Origin of the sequence: Streptomyces sp. CB09001 (assembly GCF_003369795.1) — a bacterium.
Lineage (GTDB): Bacteria > Actinomycetota > Actinomycetes > Streptomycetales > Streptomycetaceae > Streptomyces.
Map to the genome: position 1 here is coordinate 2,734,036 of NZ_CP026730.1, position 15,112 is coordinate 2,749,147.

Annotated in this window: 12 protein-coding genes, 1 tRNA gene, 1 pseudogene and 1 riboswitch; of the genes and pseudogenes, 4 read left to right on the top strand and 10 right to left on the bottom strand. The window is 70.7% G+C overall.

From position 1 onward, the window contains the following. Positions 1-123 precede the first annotated feature (123 nt). Positions 124-381, top strand: coding sequence for a hypothetical protein (locus C4J65_RS12605; RefSeq protein WP_115742497.1), 258 nt, complete (start codon positions 124-126; stop codon positions 379-381). 168 nt (positions 382-549) lie between these two features. Beyond that, positions 550-1,341: a hypothetical protein gene (locus tag C4J65_RS12610; RefSeq protein ID WP_115742498.1), complete on the top strand. Its 792-nt coding sequence runs from the start codon at positions 550-552 to the stop codon at positions 1,339-1,341. Between the two features lie 156 nt (positions 1,342-1,497). Here C4J65_RS12610 and C4J65_RS12620 read toward each other — a convergent pair. Both C4J65_RS12620 and C4J65_RS12625 read right to left on the bottom strand, forming a co-directional pair. Then, positions 1,498-1,764: pseudogene (locus C4J65_RS12620) on the bottom strand (GNAT family N-acetyltransferase); the annotation flags it as partial. A gap of 22 nt (positions 1,765-1,786) precedes the next feature. Further along, positions 1,787-1,873 (bottom strand) — tRNA-Leu (locus C4J65_RS12625). A 444-nt stretch (positions 1,874-2,317) separates the two neighbouring features. Between C4J65_RS12625 and C4J65_RS12635 the strand changes: the two genes are divergently transcribed. Beyond that, positions 2,318-3,088: an ABC transporter ATP-binding protein gene (locus C4J65_RS12635; protein ID WP_087790666.1), complete on the top strand. Its 771-nt coding sequence runs from the start codon at positions 2,318-2,320 to the stop codon at positions 3,086-3,088. A gap of 88 nt (positions 3,089-3,176) precedes the next feature. Beyond that, positions 3,177-5,708: an ABC transporter permease gene (locus C4J65_RS12640; protein WP_115742500.1), complete on the top strand. Its 2,532-nt coding sequence runs from the start codon at positions 3,177-3,179 to the stop codon at positions 5,706-5,708. A gap of 72 nt (positions 5,709-5,780) precedes the next feature. Here C4J65_RS12640 and C4J65_RS12645 read toward each other — a convergent pair whose 3' ends face one another. The 8 genes from C4J65_RS12645 to C4J65_RS12680 all read right to left on the bottom strand — a co-directional run bounded on the left by C4J65_RS12645 (position 5,781) and on the right by C4J65_RS12680 (position 15,014). Then, positions 5,781-7,097, bottom strand: a complete 1,317-nt coding sequence (locus C4J65_RS12645; RefSeq protein ID WP_115742501.1) for a cyclopropane-fatty-acyl-phospholipid synthase family protein — start codon at positions 7,095-7,097, stop codon at positions 5,781-5,783. Positions 7,098-7,393: 296 nt separating this feature from the next. Next, positions 7,394-8,818, bottom strand: a complete 1,425-nt coding sequence (locus C4J65_RS12650) for an NAD(P)/FAD-dependent oxidoreductase (RefSeq protein ID WP_115742502.1) — start codon at positions 8,816-8,818, stop codon at positions 7,394-7,396. 430 nt (positions 8,819-9,248) lie between these two features. Next, positions 9,249-10,190: a Ppx/GppA phosphatase family protein gene (locus C4J65_RS12655; RefSeq protein ID WP_115742503.1), complete on the bottom strand. Its 942-nt coding sequence runs from the start codon at positions 10,188-10,190 to the stop codon at positions 9,249-9,251. Continuing rightward, positions 10,187-10,726, bottom strand: a complete 540-nt coding sequence (locus C4J65_RS12660) for a DUF501 domain-containing protein (protein WP_115742504.1) — start codon at positions 10,724-10,726, stop codon at positions 10,187-10,189. Before C4J65_RS12660 ends, C4J65_RS12655 begins: the two co-directional genes overlap by 4 nt. Before the next feature lie 59 nt (positions 10,727-10,785). Beyond that, positions 10,786-11,268 carry a cell division protein DivIC gene (divIC, locus tag C4J65_RS12665; RefSeq protein ID WP_162833155.1) on the bottom strand — a complete coding sequence of 161 codons (483 nt, stop codon included), beginning with the start codon at positions 11,266-11,268 and terminating at the stop codon, positions 10,786-10,788. A 111-nt stretch (positions 11,269-11,379) separates the two neighbouring features. After that, the gene (eno, locus tag C4J65_RS12670; RefSeq protein ID WP_115746420.1) at positions 11,380-12,669 is read right to left on the bottom strand and encodes a phosphopyruvate hydratase; all 1,290 of its coding nucleotides are present in this window, start codon (positions 12,667-12,669) and stop codon (positions 11,380-11,382) included. A gap of 249 nt (positions 12,670-12,918) precedes the next feature. Then, the gene (gene rpfA, locus C4J65_RS12675) at positions 12,919-13,647 is read right to left on the bottom strand and encodes a resuscitation-promoting factor protein RpfA (protein ID WP_115742506.1); all 729 of its coding nucleotides are present in this window, start codon (positions 13,645-13,647) and stop codon (positions 12,919-12,921) included. Positions 13,648-13,650: 3 nt separating this feature from the next. Beyond that, positions 13,651-13,817: riboswitch (cyclic di-AMP (ydaO/yuaA leader) on the bottom strand. Between the two features lie 183 nt (positions 13,818-14,000). Continuing rightward, positions 14,001-15,014, bottom strand: coding sequence for a transglycosylase family protein (locus C4J65_RS12680; RefSeq protein ID WP_115742507.1), 1,014 nt, complete (start codon positions 15,012-15,014; stop codon positions 14,001-14,003). Between the last annotated feature and the right edge of the window lie 98 nt (positions 15,015-15,112).

Here is a 15,112-nt window from a genome sequence, read left to right on the forward strand (position 1 = left end):
CGGGGCCGGGACCGGGGCCAGAGCCGGGGCCGGGACCGGGGCCGGGACCGGAGCCCGCGCCCCGGCGGATGACGCTGTACGCCCTGATGACCGGGCTCGACGCGGTGCAGAACGCGGCGCCCCGTGTCCCCCGCTCCCGACGACGCCGTCCGCGTCGGGCGTCACACGGACGCCCTGGCCCGGGCGGCGGCCGCGGGACTGCCCGGCTCACCCGACCTCCGTGAGGCCCTGCCCACGCCGTCACCGTCGGCCCCGGCTCCGGCACACGCTCCGGAGCTGGGCCGCAGGCTGGTCGCGCTCGGGGACGCACTGGTGCGCCCCGCCCCCCACGGCGGGCGGCCGCGGCGGGGCAAGCACACCGCTCGTAACTGCGCGTCGTAACAACTGCTCGTAACTGCTCGTCTCGTGGTCACGACGGGAGTGTCATGACACGGTAACCACGCTTCCCGCAGGTCACCGCGTCGTTCAGGATGATGATCGGTAAGGCAGAGAGGCGGGCCGGAACGACCACTCCGGCGGCCATCACCATCACATCAGGGGGAGCCCACCATGCTTCACGCACGCCGACGCAAGACCGTCCTCGCCGCCGCGGCCCTGGTGGCCACGACGATGCTGCTGACCGCCTGTCAGGGAGAGGACGCGGACGGCGGTGACAAGTCGGCCGGGACCACGGCTTCGGACCCGGCCGCCAAGGGGAAGTCCGACGGTGGCGGGAACGGCACCGGCACCGGCACCGGGTCCCAGCCGGGCGCGAAGGGCTCGAAGAGCGGCATGGTGTCGGGCAAGTGGGTCGGCACGGTCTCCTACCTCGCGCCCGGCAAGTACACGGTCACGGACGCCGGCGACGTGCAGCAGGCGTTCTTCACCTCCGAGGACACCGACATCGAGGGCGCCGGCAAGATCTGCGGTGACGCGGACGGCCAGGCCGCCACGCCCTGCACCGAGGAAGAGCTCGAGGCCGCGGCCAAGAAGGGGTTCGGGGCGACGGTCGACGTCAAGGACGGAGTGGCTGTCAGCATCATCGAGGACCACACCGACAGCGGCAACGGCGGCGGCAACGGTATGGGAGAGGGCGAGAGGTCGGGGCTCTTCTCGGGCACGCTCGGGTACATGGCCCCGGGCAAGTACTCCCTCAGCCGCGACGGCAGCGAGCGCGCGTTCTTCACCGCCACCGACACCGAGATCAACGGCGCCGGCTGGATCTGCGGTGACGCGGACGGCCAGGCCACCACCCCGTGCACCGAGGAGGACCTCGAAGCCGCGGCCAAGAAGGGCGGCATCGCCGTCGCCGTCCAGGTCGAGGACGGCATCGCCGTCACCATCGACGAAGAGCACAACTGATCGCGGAACGCTGCTCGCCCCCGCCGTTCACGGATCCGCCGCCCACCGCACCCCACCCCGGACCCTCGGGCCTTCTGCTCGAACGCTCCGGTCCGACACTCCTGGCCGAGGCGGTGCGGGCGGCCAGGTCCGCAGAGGCGCTCACAAGCCCGCGGATCACGCGAGTGACGGTGCTGACCGGGACGGCGCCGCGTAACAGCGGATGGCCACCGTCCGGTGCGGACCCCGGTACCGCTCGACCGTGGCCGTCAGCTCCCGGTCCAGCCGCTCGTACAGGGCTGCCGCCGCGGTATCGGATGCGACGACGTCGAGCACCGGACGCAGGCCACGACGCCGCGCTTCCTCCGCTGCTCGACCGATCAGCGGTGCACCGATCCGACGCCCACTCGCCCGCGGGGCAACGAAAAGCCTGCTGACCACCGCCGGTCACGCAGGGTGACAGTGGTGGTGCCCGGAGCCGGACTTGAACCGGCACGCCCTCGAAGGGGCAGCGAGGTTTAAGCTCGCCGTGTCTGCATTCCACCATCCGGGCAGGCCATGGGCTCCGCTACGCGTGCCTTGAGCCTATCGGGACGCTCCTCCCGGCCTCGGGCGGGACGGCCGATGTTGTCTTATTTTATTGGCGCCTGAGGGAGCATCAGTTACCAGGGCAGGCCAACAGCACATGCCAACAGCCTTGCGTGCGACTGTCCGCGCCGTATGCGGAATGACGGGATTTCACCGTCTCGACGAGGGCGCCCGCCCCGTTCTCGCGCGCCCCGCCGTCGGGGTCGCCGTCATCCGCAGGTATGACACCGGCCCGGCCCGTCCGACCGAAGTCGCCCCCCTGAACCGGAACAGCGGCTGACTACAGGGCGGCGTACGGCCGGGACGATGGATGACATCCCCGAGCACACGCCGTGCCGACCGCACACGCCGTGCCGGCCGCACACGCGGTGCCCACCGCACACGCCGTACCGACAGGAGCGCCCTTCCCGTGACCACCGCACCCATCGCCGACCGGTCCACCCTCGTGGCCGCGCGCGCCACGGAGCTTTCCAAGATCTACGGCCAGGGCGAGACCCAGGTGGTCGCCCTGGACCGGGTCTCCATCGACTTCCGGCAGGCCGAGCTCACCGCGATCATGGGGCCCTCCGGCTCCGGCAAGTCCACGCTGATGCACTGTGTCGCGGGCCTGGACACCTTCTCGTCCGGCTCGGTGCGCATCGGCGAGACCGAGCTGGGCTCGCTCAAGGACAAGCAGCTCACCAAGCTGCGCCGGGACAAGATCGGCTTCATCTTCCAGGCGTTCAACCTGCTGCCGACGCTGACCGCGCTGGAGAACATCACCCTTCCGATGGACATCGCGGGCCGCAAGCCCGACAAGCAGTGGGTGGACTCCGTGATCCAGATGGTCGGGCTGTCCGGACGTCTCGGGCACCGGCCCGCCCAGCTCTCCGGCGGACAGCAGCAGCGGGTCGCCGTGGCCCGGGCGCTGGCCTCCCGGCCGGAGATCATCTTCGGTGACGAGCCGACCGGAAACCTCGACTCCCGTTCCGGCGCCGAGGTCCTCGGCTTCCTGCGCAACTCGGTGCGGGAACTGGGCCAGACCGTGGTGATGGTGACCCACGACCCGGTGGCCGCCGCCTACGCGGACCGGGTGGTCTTCCTCGCCGACGGACGCATCGTCGACGAGCTGTACGGGCCGACGGCCGACTCGGTGCTCGACCGCATGAAGCGGTTCGACGCCAAGGGCCGCACCAGCTGACGCTCCCCGTCCGCTCCCCACCCCGTACCCGTACCTCGTACCCGTACGCCGCACCCGTACCCCGTACGTCTGGACAGAGAAGACCCCCATGTTCCGTACCGCCTTGCGCAACGTCTTCGCGCACAAGGCCAGGCTGTTGATGACCGTGCTCGCCGTGATGCTCGGCGTGGCGTTCGTGTCGGGCACCCTGGTCTTCGCCGACACCCTCTCCAACGCCTTCCGCAACCAGTCGGCGAAGAGCTACCAGGACGTCGCCGTCGCCGTCACCTCGTACGCCGACTCGGACAACCCCAAGGAGGAGTACGGCCTGTCCGGCGAGGTCCTCGACCGGATCTCCGCCGTGGACGGCGTCGCCGGGGTGTACGGCCGCGTCGAGGGTTTCGCCGGCGTCGCCGACCCGGACGGCAGGCTCATCGGCGTCGGCTGGTCCAACAAGGGCTCGAACTTCGCCCCCGGCAAGGACGGCAAGGACGCCGCCTACACCTTCACCGACGGCTCGGGCCCGGTGAAGGACGACCAGATCGCGCTGGACGAGGAGTCCGCCGCCAAGGGCGAGTACGAGGTCGGCGACCGGGTGCGCGTCGCGACCAACGGCCCGGTGAAGGAGTACACCCTCAGCGGTGTGTTCACCACCGAGGACGGCGCCGTCAACGCGGGCGGCAGCCTCGTCCTCTTCGACACGGCCATCGCCCAGAAGCAGTATCTCCGGCCCGGCCACTTCGAGAGCGCCACCGTCTCCGCCGCCCCCGGCGCCGACGACGCGCGGATCCTGAAGGCGGTCGAGCCGCTGCTGCCGGAGACCGCCGAGGCCCAGACCGGCCGGGCGCTCGCCGACGAGCAGGCCGACCAGATCGAACAGAGCATGGGCAACCTCAAGCAGGTCCTGCTCGGCTTCGCGGGCATCGCGCTCTTCGTCGGCATCTTCCTGATCTCCAACACCTTCACGATGCTGGTCGCCCAGCGCACCAAGGAGATCGCCCTGATGCGCGCCGTCGGCGCGTCCCGCAGGCAGATCACCCGCTCGGTGCTCGCCGAGGCCGCGCTGGTCGGTCTGGTGGCCTCGGCCGTCGGCTTCGCGCTCGGCGTCGGGCTGGCCGTCGGGCTGCGCTCCGGCATGGCCGCGTTCGACATGAAGATGCCGGCCGGTCCGCTGGTCCTGTCCGCCACGCCGGTGGTCGCGGCGTTCGCGGTGGGCGTGCTGATCACGGTGTTCGCCGCCTGGCTGCCCGGCCGCAGGGCCGCGAAGATCCCGCCGGTGGCGGCCATGAACAGCGTCCACGCGGTGGCCACCACCAAGTCGCTGGTGGTACGCAACTCCATCGGCGCGGCCATCACCGCCCTCGGTGCGGCAGGGATCGTCGCGGGCGCCTCGACCGGCGGCGACGACGGCCGGATGTACATCGGCGCGGGCGCGTTCTTCGCGCTGATCGGCGTGATCGTCCTCATCCCGCTGCTGTCCCGGCCGGTGATCGCGCTCGTCCGGCCGCTGCTCGTCGGGCCCTTCGGGGTGGCGGGCAAGCTGGCCGGCCAGAACGCGGTCCGCAACCCGCGCCGCACCGGCGCCACCGCCTCGGCGCTGGCGATCGGACTGACGCTGGTGACCGCCCTGTCGGTGCTCGGCGTCACGGTCGGCGCGGCCATCGACAAGATGACCACGGACAACATCAGGGCCGACTACATGGTCTCGATGGCCAACGGAGGCGACCTCGACCGGTCCGCGCTGACGGCCCTGGAGAAGGCCGGCGTCGTGTCCGCGGTGTCGCCGCAGCAGGACGCCTACTTCCAGGTCGACGGCGACTACGTGTCCGCCTCGGCGGTCACCCCGGGCGACATCGAGAAGGTCCTGACCGTCGACGTCGTCAGCGGCGACGCGGGCTCACTGGCCCAGGGCCGGATCGCGGTCGCCGAGAAGACGGCCGAGAACAGGGGCTGGAAGCCCGGCGACACCGTCCCCGTCACCTTCGACGACGACGAGCGGGCCACGCTGACGGTCGGCGCCGTCTACAAGGACAGCGAGTTCCTCTCCCCCGTCCTCGTCGACCGGAAGGTCGTGGCCCCGCACGAGGCGAAGCCGTCCATCCGGCAGATCTTCGTGAAGGTCGACGGCGGCCAGTCCGCGGCGAACGAGAAGGTCCTCGTCGACGCGCTCGGCGACAACCCCGCGATCACCGTGATGGACCGGCAGGACATCCGCGACGAGTTCGGCGGCGCCATCAACACCCTGCTGAACGTCATGTACGGCCTGCTGGCGATGGCCCTGATCATCGCGGTCCTCGGCGTCGTCAACACCCTCGCGATGTCCGTCTTCGAACGGCAGCAGGAGATCGGCATGCTGCGCGCGATCGGTCTGGACCGGCGCCGGGTGAAGCGGATGGTGCGGCTGGAGGCCGTCGTCATCTCGGTGTTCGGCGCGGTGGTCGGCATCGGTCTCGGCACGTTCCTCGGCTGGGCGATCGGCGAGACCGTCGCCGAGGAGATCCCGGGGTACGCGCTGGTCCTGCCCTGGGACCGGATCGGGATCTTCGTGGTGCTGGCCGGTCTGGTGGGCGTCCTGGCCGCCCTGTGGCCGGCCCGCAACGCCGCCCGGCTGAACATGCTGAACGCGATCAAGGCCGAGTGACCTCGCCGCGACGCGGAACACCGAGGGCCGGGCTCACCGCGCGGGGAGCCCGGCCCTCGGCTCGTGTGCGGGTCAGGCCCGGCCGGGCGCGCCCCACACACGGGCCCGCAGCGGCAGGCCGGAGGTGCCCGAGTCGGGCGTCTTCACCGCGAGGACCTGGTTGACGCCGATGCGGTTGCGTTCGAAGGCGAGCGCGGAGGCGGCCATGTACAGCTGCCAGACCCGGGCGCGGCCGGGGCTGACGAGCCGGACGGCGGTCGCCCAGTCGGACTCCAGGTTGGCGACCCAGCGGCGCAGCGTGAGCGCGTAGTGCTCGCGGATCGACTCCACGTCGCGTACCTCGAACCCGGCCCGCTCCAGCTGGGTGACGGTGGTGCCGACGGGGGCCAGTTCGCCGTCGGGGAAGACGTAGGCGTCGATGAACTCGTCGACGTTGTAGGTGGACTCGTCCCGCTGCGGCCGGCGGGCGATCTGGTGGTTCAGCAGCCGTCCGCCGGGCTTGAGCAGCTTGTGCAGGTCGATGGCGTACTCCAGGTAGCGCTCGGCGCCGACGTGCTCGGCCATGCCGATGGAGGAGATGGCGTCGTACGGCCCGTCCGCGACGTCCCGGTAGTCCTGGACGCGGATCTCCACCCGGTCGGTCAGCCCCTCGTCGGCGACGCGCTTGCGGGCGTAGGCGGCCTGCTCCTGGGACAGGGTCACGCCGACGACGCTCACGCCGTGCTCGCGGGCCGCGTGGATCGCCATGGAGCCCCAGCCGCAGCCGACGTCGAGGAGACGCTGACCGGGGCTCAGGTCCAGCTTGCGGCTGACCAGTTCGAGCTTGTCGCGCTGGGCGTCCTCCAGAGTGCCGCCCTCGGCCGGCGGGGCGGGCCAGTAGGCGCAGGAGTACACCATCGAGGGGCCGAGGACGAGTTCGTAGAAGTCGTTGCCGACGTCGTAGTGGTGGCTGATGGCCCGCTTGTCGCTGCGCCTGGTGTGCAGGTGGCCGCGGGCCCGGCGGACCTCCTCCGGCGGCGGGGCGGGCGGCAGCGGCGGCCCGGCGAGCTTCACCAGGCCGCGTACGGCGGCCCGGACCTCGGGGTCGCGCAGCGCCTCGACCAGGCCGCGGGCGTCCTCGCCTCGCTCCCAGATCAGGCCGGACATCAGGCCGAGGACGGTGTAGAGGTCTCCGTCGACGTCGATGTCCCCGGCCACCCAGGCGCGGGCCAGGCCCAGTTCACCCGGTTTGAACAGCAGGCGGCGCAGTGCCCTGCGGTTGCGGACGACGAGGGTCGGCGCGCCCGGCGGACCCGCCTGCGAACCGTCCCAGGCGCGGATACGCACCGGGAGTGGTGCTCCCAGCAACTGTTCGAAGAGGTTCTGCAGCCGCAGCGCGGCGTCAGCCATGGCGTGCCTCCGTGATGAGCGATCCCGGAATGTCCAACACCACGTAAACACCTGGGAGCCCGCGGTACAGTCCCCGGCGCGCGTTACGACTCGGCAAAATAGCTGTACACACCAACGGACTTGTCGCCCGCACGGCGCGGCACGCGCGCAGCGCGAAGGGGCCGCCCGCACCACGGATGGCGGACGACCCCTTCGGGAACTGCTGAGTACTGCTCAGCACACTGCTCGGTACTGCCCGGTACTGCTCAGCGCTGCTCGGTGCCGCTGAGACTGCCACGGCTGTGAGCAGGCGGGAGTCAGGAGGCCTTGGCCTCGGTCTTCTCCTGCTTCGCGGCCTTCTCGCCCTGGTCGCCCTTGTCGGCGGCCTTCGCCGCGGCGGGCTTCGGGGCCGGCTTGGCGGCCTCGTAGAACTCCTCGCGCGGGGTCTCCATCGCGCCGAGGGAGACGACCTCGCGCTTGAGGAACATGCCGAGCGTCCAGTCCGCGAAGACGCGGATCTTCCGGTTCCAGGTGGGCATGGCCATGCCGTGGTAGCCGCGGTGCATGTACCAGGCGAGACGGCCCTTGACCTTGATCTTCATCTTGCCCATGACGATCATGGCGACGCCCTTGTGCAGGCCGAGGCCCGCCACCGCGCCCTTGTTGGCGTGGCTGTACGGCTTCTGCGGGAAGCCCCGCATACCGGAGATCACGTTGTCGCCGAGGACCTTGGCCTGGCGCAGCGCGTGCTGGGCGTTCGGCGGGCACCAGGCGTTCTCGTTGCCCGCCTTGCGGCCGACCAGGTCCGGGACCTGGGCGTTGTCGCCCGCGGCCCAGATGTAGTCAGTGCCCTGGACCTGGAGGGTGGCCTGGGTGTCGACGTGACCGCGCGGGCCCAGCGGCAGGCCGAAGCGGGCCAGCGCCGGGTTGGGCTTGACGCCCGCCGTCCACACGATCGTGTTGGAGTCGACCTCGAGCCCGTTCTTCAGCACCACGTGGCCGTCGACGCAGGAGTCCATGGAGGTGGACAGGTAGACCTCGACGCCGCGGCCCTCGAGGTGCTCCTTGCCGTACTGGCCGAGCTTCGGGCCGACCTCGGGGAGGATCTTGTCGGCGGCGTCCACGAGGACGAAGCGCATGTCCTCGCGGGAGACGTTGTTGTAGTACTTGGCCGCGTCCCGGGCCATGTCCTCGACCTCACCGATGGTCTCCGCGCCGGCGAAGCCGCCGCCGACGAAGACGAAGGTGAGCGCCTTGCGGCGGATCTCCTCGTCGGTGGTGGAGTCGGCCTTGTCGAGCTGCTCCAGGACGTGGTTGCGCAGGCCGATGGACTCCTCGATGCCCTTCATGCCGATGCCCTGCTCGGCGAGGCCGGGGATCGGGAAGGTGCGGGAGACCGCGCCCATCGCGATGACCAGGTAGTCGAAGGGCAGCTCGTACGCCTCGCCGACCAGCGGCGCGACGGTGGCGACCTTGCGGTCCTGGTCGATGGTGGTGACCCGGCCGGTGAGGACCTCCGCCTTGGGAAGCACGCGCCGCAGGGGGACGACGACGTGCCGCGGGGAGATGCTGCCGGCGGCGGCTTCGGGGAGGAAGGGCTGGTAGGTCATGTACGACCGCGGGTCGACGACGGTGACGGTCGCCTCGCCGTAACGCATCTTCTTCTGGATGCGTCGAGCTGCGTACAGGCCTACGTACCCACCGCCTACTACGAGGATCCTGGGACGCTCCGTGGTGCTCATGCCATCGAGTATCCACCCGGTTGAGGGGGGTCGATCGTGCGCCCCTTCACAAGCTTCGGTGGGTACTGTGCTACCATCCGCCACCCACGTGACGGAGATCATGACGGGCGAAGGAACCAGCGTGCGGGGGACCCCGTTGTCAACGCCGCGTGAGCTGCACCTCCGCGCTTCGGGAGCGGTGGACCACCCCTCCGCGAGGGCTCCTCGGGACCCCTCCGCGACACCGACCTGAACACGTTCAAAGGGCAGTTGAAACCCCAAAAGGGTCAACGCGCGCGCTTTCGTCGTCCGACGGGGCCCAATTCCTTGTGAAGAACTTCACGAACTTTCCCGACGGGACGTCACCGAGGGACCCGAAAGGCCCCCCGGCACCCGCTCAATCGTTGTCCGTCCTGCTCAGACCGCTGGCGCGCCCACCACCGCGAGCGCCCTACGCGATCGACCACGCGATGCCGTCGAGGATGTCGTGCTCGCTCACGACGACCTCCTCCGCACCCGTCCGCTCCATGATCGCCAGCAGCACCAGGGACCCGGCCGCGATCACGTCGACCCGGCCCGGATGCATGGCGGGAACCGCCGCCCGCTCGGCGTGGGTGGAGGCCAGCAGCCAGTCGGTGATCTCCCGGACCCGGTCGCGCGAGACGCGGGAGTGGTGGATGGCCGCCGAGTCGTACTCCGGGAGCTCCTGCGCGATCGCGGACACCGTCGTCACCGATCCGGCGAGCCCCACCAGCGTGCGTGCCTCGCGCAGCGGCACGGACTGCTCGGCGAGGTCCAGGGCCGCCTCGATGTCGGCCCGTATGGCCGCGACCTGGCCCTCCGACGGCGGGTCGGTCACCGCGCCGTCGCGCACCAGGTGCCGCTCGGTCATCCGGACGCAGCCGACGTCCACGGAGCGGGCGGCGCGCACGTGGTCGTCGCCGACGACGAACTCGGTGGAGCCGCCGCCGATGTCCACGACCAGGTAGGGCCTGTCGAGGTCCGCGCGGCCGGTCAGCTCCTTCGTCGCCCCGGTGAAGGAGAACTCGGCCTCCTGGTCGCCCGAGATGACCTCCGGCTCCACACCCAGGATGTCCAGCACCCCGCGCACGAAGTCGTCCCGGTTCTCCGCGTCGCGGGAGGCGGAGGTCGCGACGAAACGCAGCCGCTCGGCGCCGTGCGCCTTGACGGCCTCGGCGTACTCCCGGCAGGCGGCGAAGGTCCGCTCCAGCGCCTCGGGCGCGAGCCGCCCGGTGCGGTCGACGCCCTGGCCGAGCCGCACGATGGTCATGCGGCGGTCCAGGTCGGTCAGCTCGCCGGTGGCCGGGTCGGCGTCGGCCACCAGCAGCCGGATGGAGTTCGTACCGCAGTCGACGGCGGCGACTCGGGTCACTTGGCGTCCTCCCCGCAGGTCTCGGAGACCGTCACGCACGGCCCCTTGCGCCACCACTCGGGCAGCATCGCGATCGCCTCGTCGCCCAGCGGGTTGACGCCCGGACCGGCGGCCAGCGAGTGGGCGACCAGCACGTGCAGGCACTTCACGCGGTCCGGCATGCCGCCCGCGCTCGGGAATCCGGTCAGCTCCTCGATCTCGTCGCGGCGCCGGACGTAGTCCTCGTGCGCGGCCCGGTAGGCGGCGGCCAGCTCCGGGTCGGTGGCCAGGCGCTCGGTCATCTCCTTCATCACGCCGTTAGCCTCCAGCGTGCCGATGGCGGAGGCCGCCTTCGGGCACGTCAGGTAGTACAGCGTGGGGAAGGGCGTGCCGTCGGGCAGCCGCGGCGCCGTCTCCACGACGTCCGGCTGTCCGCAGGGGCAGCGGTGCGCGATGGCGCGCAGGCCGCGCGGGGGCCGTCCGAGCTGCTGCTTGAAGGCCGCCACGTCCGCGTCGGTCGGCTCGGTGCGCGGGGTGGTCGGCGGGGGAGTCTGCATGACTGTCTTCTGCTGGTCTTCCTGTTGAGTCACCGGCGGAGCGGGTCGGCGCGGTCGGTTCACTGCCGGCGGGCGACGGCGTCGGCCTTGTCGACCCCGTCCCACACGTTCCGGTACCAGGGGCGGTCGGCGGCGGCGGCCCCGGCGCGGGTCTGCTCGGCCGCCTCCGGGTCGACGACAACGAACCCCGTCTCCCCCGGCATCACGTAGTGCAGCCGCAGCCGGACCTGCTGCTCGGCGTAGGCGTCGTCCTGCCAGCGTGCCTTGAGGTCGCGCAGGTCCTCGACCCGCTGCCGGGTCTCCCGCTGCTCCCGCTGGAGATCGGCGATCTCGGCACGCTGGGCGACGTACTGCCGTATCGGGTAGGCGAGCGCCACGACGAGCGAGCAGAGCACCATCGCGAGCAGCGCGGCCCGGCCGGTCAGCCGGGAGCGCCGGGCCTGGCGCCTGGTCTGCGAACGGTAGACCCGGGCCGCGGTCTGTTCCCCGATGATCCGGATCCTGGTCGCGGTGGAGAAACGGTCCCGGTCCTTCACGGCCATCTGGTCTCCGCCTCCCGTGCACGCGCGTACGTCCCCGCACACGGTACGGGACCGGATACGGGGACGTACGTACGACGCTGCCTTCTACCGGGCGGTCAGCCCTTACTGGGCCTACTGGTTCGCAGAGCGGAACCGGGGGAACGCGCTGCGGCCGGCGTACACCGCGGCGTCGTCGAGGATCTCCTCGATGCGCAGCAGCTGGTTGTACTTGGCGACGCGCTCGGAGCGGGCCGGGGCGCCGGTCTTGATCTGGCCGCAGTTGGTGGCGACGGCCAGGTCGGCGATGGTGACGTCCTCGGTCTCGCCGGAGCGGTGGGACATCATGCACTTGAAGCCGTTGCGCTGGGCCAGCTCGACGGCGTCCAGGGTCTCGGTCAGCGAACCGATCTGGTTGACCTTGACCAGCAGGGCGTTGGCCGAGTTCTCCTCGATGCCGCGGGCCAGGCGCTCCGGGTTGGTGACGAACAGGTCGTCACCGACCAGCTGGACCTTGTCGCCGAGCTTGGCGGTGATGGTGTTCCAGCCGTCCCAGTCGTCCTCGAACAGCGGGTCCTCGATGGAGACCAGCGGGTACGCCTCGACCAGCTCGGCGTAGTACTCGGTCATCTCGGCGGCGGTGCGCTCCTTGCCCTCGAAGGAGTAGGAGCCGTCCTTGTAGAACTCGGACGCGGCGACGTCGAGCGCGAGGGCGATCTGCTCGCCGGGGGTGTAGCCGGCCTCCTTGATCGCCTCGAGGATGAGGTCGAGGGCCTCGCGGTTGGAGCCGAGGTTCGGGGCGAAGCCGCCCTCGTCGCCGAGGCCGGTGGCCAGGCCCTTGTTCTTCAGGACCTTCTTGAGGGTGTGGTAGACCTCGGCGCCCCAGCGCAGGGCCTCGGAGAAGGACTCCGCGCCGATCGGGGCGATCATGAACTCCTGGATGTCCACGTTGGAGTCGGCGTGCGAGCCGCCGTTCAGGATGTTCATCATCGGCACCGGCAGCAGGTGCGCGTTGGGGCCGCCCAGGTAGCGGAAGAGCGGCAGGTCGCTGGCCTCGGAGGCGGCGTGGGCGACGGCGAGGGAGACGCCGAGGATGGCGTTGGCGCCGAGCGAGCCCTTGTTGTCGGTGGCGTCCAGGTCGAACATGGCCTGGTCGATCAGGCGCTGCTCGGTGGCGTCGTAGCCGACCAGCTCCGGGCCGATCTGCTCGATGACGGCCAGCACGGCCTTCTCGACGCCCTTGCCGAGGTAACGGCTCGGGTCGCCGTCACGCAGTTCGATGGCCTCGAAGGCACCGGTGGAGGCGCCGGACGGAACGGCGGCACGACCCGTGCTGCCGTCGTCGAGGCCGACCTCGACCTCGACCGTGGGGTTGCCTCGGGAGTCCAGGATTTCCCGGGCTACGACGACGTCGATGGACGGCACGAGCATCTCCTTCTTCAATGTGACGCTTCACTGTGACGCTTCGGTGTGCCGCGGTCCCGCGGGACCGCGACGGCTCTGCGGGACCGAGCCTAACCGGCTCCGGGCGATCGGCCAGCCGATCGCCCACCCGCTGGACAGAACCGAGAGTAAATTGTTTCCGAACGGAACAAAGGCGGAACATGAAAAGTCCCGCCCCGGTGCGTACGGGGGAACACGCACCGGGGCGGGAGTCGCGGAGGCCGCCGCCGCTTACTTCAGGTGCAGCTGCTGGCCCGGGTAGATCAGGTCGGCGTCGTCGACGATGTCGTCGTTCAGCTTGAAGAGCTTCGCCCAGCCGCCCTTGACGTCGTGCTCCTCGGCGATCGAGCTGAGGGTGTCGCCCTTGACGACCTTGTACTCGCCGTCGCCCTTCTCGACCTTCTTGCCGGTCGGGGTGGTGACGGTCTTCTTGGCGGGCTTCTCGGCCTTCGGCTCGGCGGCCGGGCGCTCGGAGGAGCGGGAGGCCTTCTGCTCGGTGGAGCGCTCGGTGGTGGAGCCGCTGCTCTGGCTCTGCGAGCCCTCGGAGCTGCCGGAGCCGCTGTCCTGGGAGCCGCCACCGGTGTAGGCGGCGCCCGACAGGCCGGTGCCGCAGACCGGCCAGGCACCCTTGCCCTGGCCCGCGAGCACCTTCTCGGCGATCTCGATCTGCTGGGACTTGCTCGCCTGGTCGGCGGAGGAGGCGTACTGCGTACCACCGTAGGCGGCCCAGGTGGAGGCGGAGAACTGCAGACCGCCGTAGTAACCGTTGCCGGTGTTGATGGACCAGTTGCCGCCGGACTCGCACTGGGCGACGGCGTCCCACTCGGACGCGGTGGCGGCGGAGGCGTTGCCGGCCGCCATCAGCGGGGCGGCGACGGCGGCACCGGTGACGCCGGCGACGGCGATGACACGGGTGGCCTTGGACGGGCGACGGTGCTTGCCCTTGCCGGAAAACAGCATGGTTGATCCCCTCACCGACGCCTGCGAGGTGAGCTGTCGGGTTCGGGCCGGTTGAGTTGCCCGGCCGGGTTCCTCCCGGAACTCGGCTTCACCCCTAGCCGCTCCGGCTCAACTGCCCGGTGCGGCACTTACCTTGGGTCCCCCGCTCCTGCCTGCGGCGCTTGACGCGACGACTGTTCCCGTACGGCCGCTGGCAGGATTCGGCGTTGCGGCTGTCGGGGCCCGCGGTGGCGAGCGGTCATGACCGTAGACACGCGCTCCGCGGATTTTCAAAGACGATCACGGCTTCTGAGACCTATCTCTCACGAGATCCAAAAGGGACATACGGTCTCTAACCGTGACGTGAACTCCCCCTACTTTTCGCCCGATTCGCCCGTGACCGTGAGCGTCTGACCGGGCAGGATGTGGTCCGGGTCGGCACCGACGACGGTCGCGTTGTCGGCGTAGAGCGTGCGCCACCCGCCGTCGACCTCAAGGGAGTCGGCGATGGCCCAGAGACTGTCGCCGGTGCGGACGACGTAACGGCCGTCCCCGGCCTCCCGCTCGCCACCGTCGCGCGAGGCGTGCCGGCCCGTCGTCGGGTCCGTACGCCCCTCCCCCGCCGCACCCTCGTCCGCGGTGCCGCCCCGGTGCTTGCCGGAGCCGGACGAGCCCTCGGTGCCCTGCGATTCGGCACTGACGGAGGGGTCGGATTCGGACGAAGTGTCCGGCTTGGCGGATTGGTCCGCCTCATCGGACGGAGCGTCAGACGACGGCGAAGAAGAGGGCGAAGGGGACGAAGAGGATGCTCCGGACGTCGACTCCGGCGTCTCGGCCGTGCCGGACGAACCGCTCGAGCCGGACGACTCGGATGACTGGGGCGACTCGGGTGTTTCGGTGGTCGCGGGTGTTTCGGACGACTTGGTGGTGTCCTGCTCCCCCGAGGTGTCCGAACCCTCCGACGCCCCGTCACCGGCCGTGCCGGAGCCGGAGCCGCCGCCCGTGACCCCGGAGTCGCTGCCCAGTCCGGCCAGCAGACCGCAGGTCGGCCAGGCGGCGATGCCCTGGTCCGCGTGTATCTTCTCGGCGATTCGTATCTGCTGGGAGCGACTGGCCTGGTCGGCGCTGGGGGCGTAGTCCAGCCCGCCGTACCGCTCCCAGGCGTCCTGGGACAGCTGCAGGCCGCCGTAGTACCCGTTGCCGCTGTTCTGGCTCCAGGCACCACCGGTCTCGCACTCGGCGACCTGGTCCCAGTTCGCGGAGTCGGCCGCGTGGGCGCCGGTGGCACCGAGCAGCGGGATCGCGATGGCGGAGCCGGTCACTCCGGCGGCGACGACCAGTGCGGGTGCCTGGCGGGGGCGGCGGTGACGACCGTTCCCGGAGAGCATGCGACGACCTTTCACGAGACGACGGGGACCGCGCGGCGGATGACGCTCGACACCACGCTGATCCGTGAACGTATAGGGAGATCATCACTTGTCACAAG